Origin of the sequence: Plantibacter sp. RU18, from assembly GCF_050613355.1 — a bacterium.
Classification (GTDB): Bacteria; Actinomycetota; Actinomycetes; order Actinomycetales; family Microbacteriaceae; genus Plantibacter.
In genome coordinates this window covers 3,309,911-3,322,474 of the sequence record NZ_CP159618.1, presented here as the reverse complement: position 1 = coordinate 3,322,474, position 12,564 = coordinate 3,309,911, and the positions used below count along the sequence as shown (strand labels likewise).

The 12,564-nt window shown below is 67.8% G+C and carries 11 protein-coding genes and 1 pseudogene; 10 read left to right on the top strand and 2 right to left on the bottom strand.

Annotated features, from left to right (window positions below):
* The 7 genes and pseudogenes from ABMA10_RS15960 (at window position 1) to guaA (ending at window position 5,186) form a co-directional block, all read left to right on the top strand.
* Entirely contained in the window at window positions 1–249 is a 249-nt protein-coding gene (locus ABMA10_RS15960) for a hypothetical protein (RefSeq protein ID WP_347868663.1), read from the top strand.
* A 102-nt stretch (window positions 250–351) separates the two neighbouring features.
* Window positions 352–879, top strand: coding sequence for a cation:proton antiporter regulatory subunit (locus tag ABMA10_RS15955; protein ID WP_347868662.1), 528 nt, complete (start codon window positions 352–354; stop codon window positions 877–879).
* A 2-nt stretch (window positions 880–881) separates the two neighbouring features.
* Window positions 882–1,856: pseudogene (locus tag ABMA10_RS15950) on the top strand (cation:proton antiporter); the annotation flags it as partial.
* Between the two features lie 103 nt (window positions 1,857–1,959).
* Window positions 1,960–2,262, top strand: coding sequence for a hypothetical protein (locus ABMA10_RS15945; protein WP_431031542.1), 303 nt, complete (start codon window positions 1,960–1,962; stop codon window positions 2,260–2,262).
* A gap of 64 nt (window positions 2,263–2,326) precedes the next feature.
* A complete protein-coding gene (locus tag ABMA10_RS15940; RefSeq protein WP_347868660.1) occupies window positions 2,327–3,103 on the top strand; it encodes an SURF1 family cytochrome oxidase biogenesis protein in 777 nt (258 codons plus the stop codon).
* Between the two features lie 38 nt (window positions 3,104–3,141).
* The gene (locus ABMA10_RS15935) at window positions 3,142–3,585 is read left to right on the top strand and encodes a DUF3817 domain-containing protein (protein WP_347868659.1); all 444 of its coding nucleotides are present in this window, start codon (window positions 3,142–3,144) and stop codon (window positions 3,583–3,585) included.
* Window positions 3,582–5,186: a glutamine-hydrolyzing GMP synthase gene (guaA, locus tag ABMA10_RS15930; RefSeq protein ID WP_347868658.1), complete on the top strand. Its 1,605-nt coding sequence runs from the start codon at window positions 3,582–3,584 to the stop codon at window positions 5,184–5,186. The genes ABMA10_RS15935 and guaA overlap by 4 nt, the downstream gene beginning before the upstream one ends.
* A gap of 236 nt (window positions 5,187–5,422) precedes the next feature.
* Here the strand turns inward: guaA and ABMA10_RS15925 are convergent, their stop codons facing one another.
* Window positions 5,423–6,283: a Bax inhibitor-1/YccA family protein gene (locus ABMA10_RS15925; protein WP_431030680.1), complete on the bottom strand. Its 861-nt coding sequence runs from the start codon at window positions 6,281–6,283 to the stop codon at window positions 5,423–5,425.
* Window positions 6,284–6,448: 165 nt separating this feature from the next.
* Between ABMA10_RS15925 and ABMA10_RS15920 the strand changes: the two genes are divergently transcribed.
* The 3 genes from ABMA10_RS15920 to ABMA10_RS15910 all read left to right on the top strand — a co-directional run bounded on the left by ABMA10_RS15920 (window position 6,449) and on the right by ABMA10_RS15910 (window position 11,087).
* Complete coding sequence (locus ABMA10_RS15920) at window positions 6,449–7,486, top strand: glycerophosphodiester phosphodiesterase family protein (protein WP_414693667.1); 1,038 nt, start codon at window positions 6,449–6,451, stop codon at window positions 7,484–7,486.
* Between the two features lie 68 nt (window positions 7,487–7,554).
* Window positions 7,555–10,017 (top strand): ATP-dependent helicase, encoded by a 2,463-nt coding sequence (locus ABMA10_RS15915; protein WP_347868656.1) that lies wholly within the window; start codon window positions 7,555–7,557, stop codon window positions 10,015–10,017.
* A gap of 71 nt (window positions 10,018–10,088) precedes the next feature.
* The gene (locus ABMA10_RS15910; RefSeq protein WP_347868655.1) at window positions 10,089–11,087 is read left to right on the top strand and encodes an SseB family protein; all 999 of its coding nucleotides are present in this window, start codon (window positions 10,089–10,091) and stop codon (window positions 11,085–11,087) included.
* Here the strand turns inward: ABMA10_RS15910 and ABMA10_RS15905 are convergent.
* Window positions 11,014–12,564 carry a hypothetical protein gene (locus tag ABMA10_RS15905; RefSeq protein WP_347868654.1) on the bottom strand — a complete coding sequence of 517 codons (1,551 nt, stop codon included), beginning with the start codon at window positions 12,562–12,564 and terminating at the stop codon, window positions 11,014–11,016. The genes ABMA10_RS15910 and ABMA10_RS15905 overlap by 74 nt on opposite strands.

The window sequence follows — 12,564 nt, the reverse complement described above, 5'->3', positions numbered from 1 at the left end:
ATGACGAGGGCGAACCGTGGTCTCGATCTCCGTGATGCACGCAGAACGCTCCGGTACTTCCTTCTGCTCTATGTCCTATCCGCGGTCGGCACCGCCACAGCGTTCCTCATCCAGATCGGAATCGGGGCGCGGACCTGGGCGGGGGCGATCGCGGCGTATGTTCCGGCTTTCGTGGGATGGACCATCGCGTTCCTGCTGCTGTCCGCTGTAGGCATGGCGATCGGACGTCGGCTCCGCCGGGAACAATAGCCGTTTGGGCCCGGCCGCCATGGCCGGGCCCAAACGGGTCAGAGCGTCTGGAGTGGCGGATAGACTGGGAGGACTGCCACAACAAGCCTGAGGAGTACAGCCATGGTGGATGTTCGGCGGGTCAAACTTCCCGGCGTCGGGGTGCTGCACACCTTCGTCACCGACGACGGGGGCAAGGTCGGCGTCATCGCGCACCGTTCCGGCCACAGCGACCTCATCACCTTCGCCGACCACGAGGACGGTGCGGACTCCGGCAAAGTGTCGCTCCGACTCAACGAGGATGAGGCGCACACGCTCGCCGAGCTCCTCGGCGGCACGCAGATCACCGAGTCGCTCAGCGCACTCGACCAGATCCCCGGCCTCAGCATCGACTGGTTCACCGTCGACTACGAGGACCACATCGCCGGGCAGCCGCTCGGCAACCCGGCCGAGAAGGGCATGGTCGGCCTGACGGTCGTCGCCGTCGTCCGCGGCGAGTCCGCGAACCCGGCCCCCGCAGCTGACTTCCGCGTCTTCCCCGGTGACACCCTCGTGGTGGCCGGAAGCCCCGAGAAGGTCGCGAAGGCCTTCGCCTACTTCCGTTCCGGCGCCCTCAAGAAGGTCGCTGTCGACGCTCCGCCGGGAGGGTAGGCATGCTGCACGCCGCCGCGACCGAAAGCTCCCACCTCGGCCAGGATCTCATCATCCTCGGCGTCCTGTTCGTCATCGCCTACATCCTCGGCAGGCTCGGCAAGCTCATCGGCCTGCCGTCGATCCCCGTCTACATGCTCGTCGGCCTGCTCGCGAGCCCGTACACGGGCTGGTTCCCGCTCGACTTCGCGAGTGACCAGATCGAACTCATCGCCGTGTTCGGCCTCATCCTGCTGTTGTTCAACCTCGGGTTGGAGTTCGACCAGGACGAGTTCTTCGGCAACGCCGGAAAATTCATCGTCTCCGGCGGTTCGTACATCCTCGTCAACATGGCCGCAGGGCTCGTGTTCGGCTTCCTCGTCGGCTGGGGCACCCGTGAGGCGCTCATCATCGCCGGTATCACCGCGACATCGTCGAGCGCGATCGTCACGAAACTGCTGATCGAGCTCAAGCGACTGACCAACGACGAGACGCCGATGATCCTCGGCGTCACGGTCGTCGAGGACATCTTCATCGCGATCTACCTCGCGATCGTCGGAGTCGTGCTCAGCGGCGAGACCGCGGTGTGGCCGGTGATCGGCAAACTCGCGATCGCCTTCACCTTCATCCTCGTGATGTTCGCCGTCGCGCGGTTCGGCGGCAGGTTCGTCTCGCGGCTCTTCCGGACGAAGGACGACGAACTCTTCACGATCCTGTTCTTCGGCCTGGCCGTCGCGTTCGGCGGCATCGGCGAACTGCTCGGTGTCACGGACGCGATCGGCGCCTTCCTCATCGGGCTCGTCCTCGGTGCGACCCGCTTCCGGAACAAGATCGAACAGATCGCGATCCCACTCCGCGACGTCTTCGGCGCGTTCTTCTTCCTGAACTTCGGGCTCGCACTCGATGCCTCCAAGTTCGGCAGCGTGCTCGTCCCCGTGCTGCTCGCAGTGCTCATGACCGTGGTGCTCAACGTCGGTGCCGGCCAATTCGTGGCATGGCTGAACGGGCTGGGACCACAGGCCGGGATCAACGCCGCGGTGATCCTCCAGAACCGGGGGGGAATTCGCGCTGATCCTGGCGACCCTGTCGCTCAGTGCCGGGTTGAATCCACTCATCCAACCGTTCGCGGGCCTCTACGTGCTCATCATGGCGATCATGGGGCCGATCGTCGCGGGACGTTCCGAGCAGATCGGTGCCGTCGTCCTGCGACGACCGAAGAAGCGGGCCGTGCCTGCTCCACGGCCGGACCCCATGCTCGCCGAGGAGATCGCACTCGTCGAGAGCACGGGAGCCGACCCGGACGCGCCGTCGTCGGCGTCCGAGCAGTCGGCTGTGGACCGGCTGGTCGAGCAGGCCATGAACGATCCGGAACCACCAGCACGAAAGCGAGAGCCCGATTACTAGCACCGCCCCGGCGACGCCCGGCACCCCGACACCCGGGCAACCTCGCCCGACGCTCCGCTCCGTCATGCTCCGCCCCCGCTGGATCGGCATGCTCGTGCTCGCCCTGGCTGTCGCGGGTGCGTTCGCAGCGCTCAGCCAGTGGCAGCTCGCACGCGCGATCGAATCCGGACAGGTCGTCACGACGGACACGGAATCGGTGCGACCGATCGCCGACATCCTCGAGCCGAGCGCCGGCATCCGTGAGGCGGATGCCGGACAACGTGTCAGCGTCGTCGGAAGCTGGATCGCGAACGACTACATCGTCGTGGGCGACCGCGTGAACGACGGCGTGCTTGGCTACTGGGTCACCGGTCATCTCCAGACCGACCGACCAGACGGCGCCGGCCTCGCCGTCGCGCTCGGCTGGACCGAGGACCGGGACGTCGCCGAGCGCGTGGCCGATGAGCTCAACGCCCGGGAGCCCGGTGCACCCGCTGAGCTCGAGGGACGGTTGAACCCGCCCGAGGGACCGGAGGAGCCGGAGTCCGACGCTGCCCCGAGCGACCTGAACAACATGTCGGTGGCCGCCCTGCTCAACCGGTGGAACGATGCCGACGGGCTGCGGGTCTTCACCGCGTTCCTCGTGGACGACGAGGCCGTCGACGGACTCGAGGTGATCTCATCGCCGGCGCCGAGCCAGGAGATCCAGCTCAACTGGCTGAACATCTTCTACGCGGCCGAATGGGTGGTCTTCGCGGGCTTCGCGGTGTTCCTCTGGTTCCGCCTCGCGAAGGACGCATGGGAGCGCGAGATCGAAGAGATCGAGGACGCCGAGTCGGAGGGCTCGGGCGCGACGGCGTGATGTCCGGCCGCCCGTGACCGGCGGGTAAGATGGGAACCATGCCCCTCCAGCCGAAACCGTCGACGTTTCCCGCGATCCGAGGCGCGCTGAAGTTCTATCAGGTGGCCGCCCCGATCACCGGTGTGCTGCTGTTGTCGCTCTGCGCCGAGATGCTCATGAAGTATGCGTTCGGTCTCGAGCTCGAACTCGGCGGTGCGTACGGGTTCCTCGCCTTCGTGCCCTCCGGGACCGCCACCGCGGTGAACCTGAGCACCGGCATCCTCATCATCCACGGCTGGTTCTACGTCGTGTACCTGTTCGCCGCATTCCGACTCTGGAGCCTCATGCGGTGGAACGTCCTGCGCCTGCTCTGGCTCGCGCTCGGCGGCATCATCCCCTTCCTGTCCTTCTTCTTCGAGAGCCGCATCCCGCGCGAAGTGAAGGGCTACCTCTCCGGTCGCGAAGCAGTGGCGGCCGCCGAACCCGTGGAGTCCATGCAGTGAGCGAAACCACCCCTCCCGTCGAAGCGGAGCAGACCGCGGCACGGCCCGTGCTGGTCGTCGACTTCGGCGCACAGTATGCGCAACTGATCGCCCGTCGTGTCCGCGAGGCCGGCGTGTACTCCGAGATCGTGCCCCACACGGTCACCGCGGCCGAGGTCGCTGCCAAGAACCCCGTCGGTATCGTGCTCTCCGGCGGCCCGTCGAGTGTCTACGAGCCTGGCGCGCCCTCACTCGATTCGGGCATCCTCGAGCTCGGCGTCCCGACGCTCGGCATCTGCTACGGCTTCCAGGTCATGGCGACGCAGCTCGGCGGCGAGGTCGCCCACACGGGTCTCCGCGAGTACGGCTCGACCGACGCGACGAGCGTCGTCGACGCTCCGGGGACGCTCTTGCACGGTGTCCCGAGCGAGCAGAACGTCTGGATGAGCCACGGCGACTCCGTGTCGAAGGCACCCGAGGGCTTCGACGTCCTCGCCTCCACTGCTTCCACCCCGGTCGCCGCGTTCGCGAATGCGGAGCGCGGCCTGTACGGCGTGCAGTGGCACCCCGAGGTCAAGCACTCGGCCTATGGCCAGCAGGTACTCGAGAACTTCCTGCACCGCGCCGCCGGCATCCCCGCCGACTGGAACAGCGGCAACGTCATCGCCGAACAGGTCGACCGTATCCGTGCGCAGGTCGGCGACGCGAAGGTCATCTGCGGACTCTCCGGTGGCGTCGACTCCGCGGTCGCCGCAGCCCTGGTGCACAAAGCCGTCGGCGACCAGCTCGTGTGCATCTTCGTCGACCACGGCCTCCTCCGGAAGGACGAGCGCCGTCAGGTCGAGGAGGACTTCGTCGCCTCCACCGGTGTCCGTCTCGTCACGGTCGATGCGCGCGAACAGTTCATGTCGGCACTCGCGGGCGTCAGCGACCCTGAGCAGAAGCGCAAGATCATCGGTCGCGAGTTCATCCGTTCCTTCGAGCAGGCCGAGGTCGACCTCGTGAAGGAAGCCCAGAACGAAGGGGAAGCGATCCGCTTCCTCGTCCAGGGCACGCTCTACCCCGACGTCGTCGAGTCTGGTGGCGGTTCCGGCACGGCGAACATCAAGAGTCACCACAACGTCGGTGGACTCCCGGAAGATCTGCAGTTCGAGCTCGTCGAGCCGCTGCGCACCCTCTTCAAGGACGAGGTTCGCGCCATCGGTCGCGAGCTCGGTCTGCCCGAGGTCATCGTGGGTCGTCAGCCGTTCCCCGGCCCCGGTCTCGGTATCCGCATCGTCGGAGAGGTCACGGCAGAGCGTCTCGACCTCCTGCGCGACGCCGACGCGATCGTCCGCGAGGAACTCACCGCCGCCGGCCTCGACCAGGAGATCTGGCAGTGCCCGGTGGTGCTGCTCGCAGATGTCCGTTCGGTCGGTGTCCAGGGTGACGGCCGAACCTACGGCCACCCCATCGTGCTGCGTCCGGTGTCCTCCGAGGACGCGATGACGGCCGATTGGACGCGCCTGCCGTACGACGTGCTGGCGCGGATCAGCAACCGCATCACGAACGAGGTGAAGGACGTGAACCGCGTCGTACTCGACGTCACGTCGAAGCCACCGGGAACCATCGAGTGGGAGTGATCCCACCACCCTCCCCGACCAGCTCGGGGAGCACTGGAAGGCCGTCCCGTCTCGGGGCGGCCTTCCGGCGTTCGTCGTCGAGCTGAGCCGCCTCGTTCCCTGAGCGTGCGCAGGGGCCCTTCGCCAAGCTCAAGGAACTGGGTACCGCTCAGGGAACGGTGTCGGGGAGATGACAACAGGCCCGCCCCGCGAACGGGACGGGCCTGGTGTCGTTCCCGAGGGTGTCGGGAGTGGGACTAGTTGCGTGAGATGGCGAGCATGCGCAGGATCTCGACGTAGATCCAGATGACGGTGACCATGATGCCGAAGGCGCCGGTCCAGCCGTACTTCTCGGGTGCGCGGTTCTGGACGCCCCGCTGGATGAAGTCGAAGTCGAGCACGAGCGAGTACGCGCCCATCAGCACCGCGAAGATGCCGATGACGATACCGAGCGGGATTCCGAAGATCGTCGCACCGTACAGGCCGAACGGGTTCTGCAGGACGCCCGTGAACATGAGGACGAGGTTGAGGAGCTGGAAGACGCCGTAGCCCACGATCGCGATGAGGAAGACCTTGGTGGTCTTCTTCGAGGCGCGGACCTTGCCGCTCGCGAAGAGCGCGAGCGTGACACCGACGACGGCGAGGGTCGCGAGGACCGCCTGGACGACGATGCCCGACCACTGCTCGTTCGCTTCGAACACGCGGGAGATGCCACCGACGAAGAGACCCTGGAACACCGCGTATCCGAGGATGAGCGCCGGCACGGGCTCCTTCTTGAAGGAGTTGACGAGCCCGAGGCCGAGCCCGCCGATCATGCCGATGATCATCGGGAGCGCGTATCCGCCACCGCCCGACTGGAGCAGGGACGTCGTCCAGACCCAGGAGATGACGGCGAAGACGATGAGCACGGCGAACGAGCCGAGCGTCTTGACGAGGGTGTTCTCGATCGTCATGCGTCCGGTGGTGCCGACGCCTGCCGGTGCGGTGGGCTGGTTGTACATCGCGTGGAGCTGTCCGGCGGTGAGCGACGGGTTCGCCGCCTGAGCTGCCTGCAGCGTCCCGCCTCCCTGCTTCGCGAATGCCGGGTTCTTCGAGAACGCGGGATTGTCGAGGGCCATGGCTGATTCCTACTCTCAGTCGTGGAGGCTGTGTCGCGCCATGCGGCGCTGATGTGCCAAGCGTATCCGAGTTCTCTTTGAAACAGCCGGGGATATCCTCTGTTCGCCGCAGGCTGACTGCCGGATTCCCCGTCGGTCGCCGGGGTGCAGCCCTAGGCTGATCGCGTGCGCATCGACTCACTGCCCAATCCGCTCGTCATCGGTCACCGAGGGGCACCCGGGTACCGTCCGGAGCACACGGCATCCTCCTACGAGCTCGCCTTCGCGCTCGGGGCCGATGCGGTCGAACCCGACCTCGTCGCCTCGAAGGACGGTGTCCTCGTGGTGCGCCACGAGAACGAGATCTCCGGCACGACGGACGTCGCGGCGCGCCCGGAGTTCGCGGACCGACGGACGACGAAGACGATCGACGGCGATGAGCTGACGGGATGGTTCACCGAGGATTTCACCTGGGCGGAGCTCGTGACGCTCACCGCGAGGGAACGGATCGCGGCCCTCCGCCCGGCGAGCGCGAGCTTCGACGGACACGCGGGCATCATGCGGTTCTCCGAACTGGTGTCGCTCGTGCGGACCTCCGCTGCTGACCTCGGACGTCCGCTCGGCATCGTCGCCGAGGTCAAACACGCGACGTACTTCGCCTCCATCGGCCTGCCGCTCGACCGACTCCTCGCAGCAGCGATCGCCGACACCGGCTTCGGTGCCGATCCGGCTGCCGAGCCACTCATCATCGAGGCGTTCGAGAAGTCGGTACTGCTGCGCCTGCAGGAGCGCGGCGTCCAAGCGGAGTACGTCTACCTCATCGAGAGGTCCGGTAGGCCGAGCGACCTCGTCGCCGCCCTCGGTGACGCCGCGCCGGGCTACGCCGACGCCATGACGGATGAGGGGCTCGCGCAGCTCGCCCAGGAGGTCGACGGAATCAGTGTCGACAAGGCGATGCTCCTCGACTTGGGTGACGGCCGAGGGGTGACGACGCCTGACCTCGTGGGCCGCGCGCATGCCGCCGGATTGCAGGTCTACACCTGGACGCTCCGACCGGAGAACCGGTTCCTCGCTCCGCCGTTCCGAGTCGGCGACGATCCGGCGGCCCACGGCGACTGGTCGGGGGAGTTCTCGCTCGTGCTGTCGACCGGGGTCGACGGGGTCTTCGTGGATCATCCCGATCTCGGAGTGACGGCCCGCGAGCAACACGGGCGACACGACTGAGGCGCGTCCGGCCAGGCGCGCTCGCGGGCCCGCTGATGTCGGGGGCAGCGCCTAGACTTGGAGGCGATATGGCGACCACTCCTCCTTCGAACACCGATGCCGCGCAGCCCGTGATCGTCGACTGGCCCACAGCGACCGTCCCCGGGGCCTCCGGTGCGCAATCAGGCGGCAGCCGGCTGCTCGAGGGTCTCAACCCGCAGCAGAAGATCGCGGTGGAGTACCGCGGTCAAGCCCTCCTGATCGTCGCGGGTGCGGGTTCCGGCAAGACGAGCGTCCTCACCCGTCGAGTGGCGCTGCTGCTCGAGCAACGCGAGGCATGGCCGAGCCAGATCCTCGCGATCACCTTCACGAACAAGGCCGCCGCCGAGATGCGCGAGCGTGTCGAAGCGCTCGTGGGCCAGGCGGCGAAGGGCATGTGGATTTCCACGTTCCACTCCGCGTGCGTCCGTATCCTCCGTCGCGAGGCCGAGCACTTCGGCTTCACGAAGAACTTCACGATCTACGACAGCGGCGACCAGCGCGCCCTCCTGAAGCGGATCATCAAGGAGCTCGAGGCAGACGCCTACGGGTTCACGCCGTCGAACGCCTCGGCGAAGATCTCGAAGCTCAAGAACGAGCTCTCCGACGTCGACTCGTACTCCCGCACCATCAACACGAACGACCCGCAGGAACTCGTCTTCCTGCAGATCTTCCGGAAGTACACCAAGGCCCTGGCAGATGCCAACGCCTTCGACTTCGATGACCTCATCAGCCAGACGGTCTTCCTCTTCCGGGCATTCCCGCATGTCGCCGCGCAGTATCAGCAGCGGTTCCGTCACATCCTCGTCGACGAGTACCAGGACACCAACCACGCGCAGTACTCGCTCATCCGGGAACTCACCCGTGCGCCCGAGACCGGCACCGATCAGCTGTCCATGACCCGGACCGAGGGCGCGTCGCTCACGGTCGTCGGCGACTCCGATCAGTCGATCTACGCCTTCCGGGGCGCCGACATCCGGAACATCACCGAGTTCGAGCGCGATTTCCCCGGAGCGAAGGTCGTGCTCCTCGAGCAGAACTACCGCTCGACGCAGAACATCCTGTCGGCCGCGAACGCCGTCATCTCCAACAACTTCGACCGCAAGGACAAGAAGCTCTGGACAGCCGTCGGCGACGGCGAGAAGATCACCGGCTTCACCGGGTACTCCGGCCACGACGAGGCGCAGTTCATCGCCGACGAGATCGAGAAGCTCCGAAGCGCCGGAACCGCCTACGGCGACATCGCCGTCTTCTACCGCACGAACGCCCAGACCCGTGCGCTCGAGGAGATCTTCATCCGTGCGGCGTTGCCGTACCGCATCATGGGCGGCACGAAGTTCTATGAACGGGCCGAGATCAAGGACGCACTCGCATACCTCGTGTCGGTCGCGAACCCCGCCGACATCATGGCGCTGCGACGCATCCTGAACACACCGAAGCGGGGTATCGGCCCGGCGACGGAGACGGCGCTCGCGAGCTTCGCCGAGAACAACGGCGTGAGCTACCGCGAGGCCATGCGACGCGCCGACGCGCTCGGACTGGGCCCGAAGGTCACGAGCGCGATCCTCACGCTGTCGGCGTTGCTCGACGAAGCGCAGGCGGCTCTCGACGAAGCAGCGGCAGCCGACCGCTCGACTGCGTCCGCCACTGCCGTCGGTGACGTCCTCTCACTCCTCATGACGAAGAGCGGCTACCTCGACTCGCTCCGTACCAGCCGAGACCCCCAGGACGAAGCGCGCGCCGAGAACGTCGACGAGCTCATCGCCGTCACCAAGGAGTTCGCGAAGAACAACCCCGACGGCGGCATCGTCGACTTCCTGACGGAGGTCTCTCTCGTCGCTGCGGCAGACGATCTCGACGACGCCACCGGCAGCGTCTCCCTCATGACGCTGCACACGGCGAAGGGGCTCGAGTACGATGCCGTGTTCCTGACCGGCATCGAGGAGGACCTGCTCCCGCACCGGATGTCCGCGAACGAGCCCGGAGGGCCGGCCGAGGAGCGCCGGCTCTTCTACGTGGGTATCACCCGCGCCCGCAAGCGGCTGTACCTGTCACTCGCGATGACGCGCGCGCAGTATGGCGAGACAGCGGTCGCGATGCCCAGCCGATACCTGCAGGAGATCCCTGCCGAGCTCATCGAGTGGCGGCAGTCGCCGGGCAACGTGAACGGCCGGGGAGGCACGCAGTCGCGCGCCCTCAACGCCAGGCGTGCTCCGTCGAGCGACCGCTGGTCGGTCAGGGCGCTGCCGGAGGGTGCCTCGGCCGGCGACACGCGGTTCTCCGGCGGGAACAAGCCGGAGACCGCCTGGGCGAACCGCATCACCGCGAAGGTCCGGGACAACGGCGACCTCGAGCTGGCCCCGGGTGACCGTATCTCACATGCAGACTTCGGCCACGGGCGGGTCAACGCAGTCACCGGGGAGGGCGCGAAGCGCATCGCCCATGTGCAGTTCGACAGTGCTGGTGCGAAGAAGCTCCTCATCAAGATCGCCCCGATCGAGAAACTCGACTGACCCTGAGGGCCTGATCGCGCCGCGTCCGCTCGGGTTCCGCAGGCGCCGGTGAGCCTCTAGGCTGAGGAATCATGGCTCTGTTCTCCAAGCGCAACGCGCCCGACGCCCGATCCGAAGCCGCGGAGGCAGCGCCCTCCGTGTCCGACGCCGAGACCACCCCGGAACCCGCCGAAGCGGTTCCGCACGTGCCGATCTCGGTGACGACGGTGAGCTCCGCCGCCCGCACCCCTGACGCCCCGGTATCGGTCGCTGCGGCTCCGGCCGCCCCGGCTGAGGCGCCCGCCCTTCCGGCGGAGCCCGACGCGAACGTGGATCTCGCGCAGGCGCTCAAGGCCTTGGCGGAGGGTGCGGACGAGCGGGCGATGCTCCACGTGCTGCGCCAGAGCATCCAGGGCAAGCTGCTGCTGTCGACCAGTCTCGACGGCGTCAGTGAGGAGGACAAGGCGGCCGGACGCGTGCCGCTCGGTGTCCACCGCGACCCGGAGGGCGCCGTCTACCTCCTCGCCTTCACCTCGCGCATGGAGCTCGAGAAGACGCGGACCGCCGAGGGCCCAGTCACCGGGGTCTCGGTCTCCGCGGTGTGGGCGCTCCGTCAGGCCGGCGGCGAGGGTTATGCGGGCATCGTCCTGAACCCCGCGGACGGCACCGCGAGTGCCGTCGTCCCGAAGACCCTGATCGCGCGTCTCTTCGGCGACGGACGGAACAACGATCTCGCCAAGGACGCGCTGTCGCAGCCGCGGGAGGCGGACGCGCTCCAACGGCTCGTGGAGGCACTGGCCGCCCATGGAGGGTTCGTCGCCGGCCGTGCCGAGGTCGACGAGGACGGCAACCGCAAGAGCATCGGGATCGCCGAGACCCGCCTCGGCGACCGTCGCATGCTCGAGGTCTTCACCGCGCCGATCGAGATCGCCGCGCTCGGCCGCGGCGACGACGCATACCCGGTCACTGCGGCGGAACTCGCGGCTGCCCTGCGAAGCGACGAGGGCATCACCGGGATCATCGTGAACCCGGCAGCGCCGTGGCTCGACGTCGACCGCGCCCAGCTCGGCCCGCTGCTCGCGGTGGGGTGACGCGGCTCTGCACGAGCACAGCGGCACCGACAGCGAGCGAGAGCCCGGCGATCAGGGCCGAAGTCGACAGAGCCCGATCGTCCGTGCCTGTCTCGGCCAGCCGTTCCTCTGAGACTTCCGGGACCGGTGGAGCGTCGACGAGGGTCACCTCCGAAGCGACTCCGAAGGCGGAACGCCACGGCCGGATCATCGATCCGCCGGCCTCCGGCGGAGTGTCGCCCGGTTCGATGCGCTCGACCCAGACGAAGTAGCCGGCCTCCGGGAGGATGCAGGACGGAGTCGTGTACTCGCCGGGTCCGGTGTCGACCGTCGTCACGACCTCGCACACGACGGGCGCTCCGAGGGGGACCTCCGGTGCTTCGACCGGAGCTTCGGCGAACGGACCGAGGAGCTGGCTGCGGACCGTCACGGGAATGGGGGTGTACGGCCCGCCGTCCGGACCGACGACCCCCCATTCCGTTGCGAGACCGGCGTCGGTCGCGATGCCGACCGCGAGGTGGTCGACGACCTCTGCACCGGGTTCCGCGGTGGCGAGCGAGGTGGTCGTGACGACGACGGGTTGGAAGGGGAGGGGAGTGGGACGGGTCCGATCGGCGACCGCCTCGGCCGCGACCGTGATCGGGCGTGCGACGAGCACGCTCTGCACGTGGGCGGGGCTCGTGGCGATCGTGAGCCCTGCGCCGTAGGGGAGCTCACCGAAGACGGCAGCCGCTGAGAAGGACACGACCGCGCTGTCGGAATCGGGGAGGATGCGATGGCCCTCGCCGTTGCCGATGGTCTTGACCGTCTCGCCGTCTTCGAAGGTCGCGCCCTCGAGGGTGACCGTCGCGTCATGGACCGACGGCGGCAGTGTCGTCTGACCGGAAGCGATCGTATCGACGGCGAGCTCGGTGCGGACGATGTCGAAGCCGTCCTCACCGCGGACGATGTGGACGCTCGCGCTGGCTCCACGACTGGCGCCGCCAGGACCGTCGGCTTCGGCGAGCATCTGCCGTGCCAGGGCGAGGACCCGGTCGGCCGCCGCGCCTGCCCGGGCGGCGATGCGTTCGGGGGTCTGCCCGTTCAGGCCGGTGATCATCCAGGTCGCGAGTTGGCCGGCGGCGGCTTGGTCGGCATCGGTGCTCGCACCCCACTTCCTCGACAGGTACGCGAGTCTGGCGGCGTCCTCCGGCGTGAACCAGCCGAGGGAGGCGCCGTCGACATGCTCGTACGGGTGGCCGGGTGGGATGGGCAGATCGAGGTTGATGCAGAAGCCGACGGAACCGTCGTCGAACGCCCAGGATCCGAGCCACCGGCCGTCGAGCGGTGATCGGTGGCCGTACGCCGTTCCGGTCGCGGTCAGCGCAGATGCCGGGACCGCGCCGCCGAGGACGATCGCGAGCAACAGTGCGAGTACGAGTGGTACGGCCGCGGCGAGGCGCTGTAGGGACAAGCCGCGCTGGGCGCAGCCGGGGAGGGGGAGTGATCGAGGTGTCAT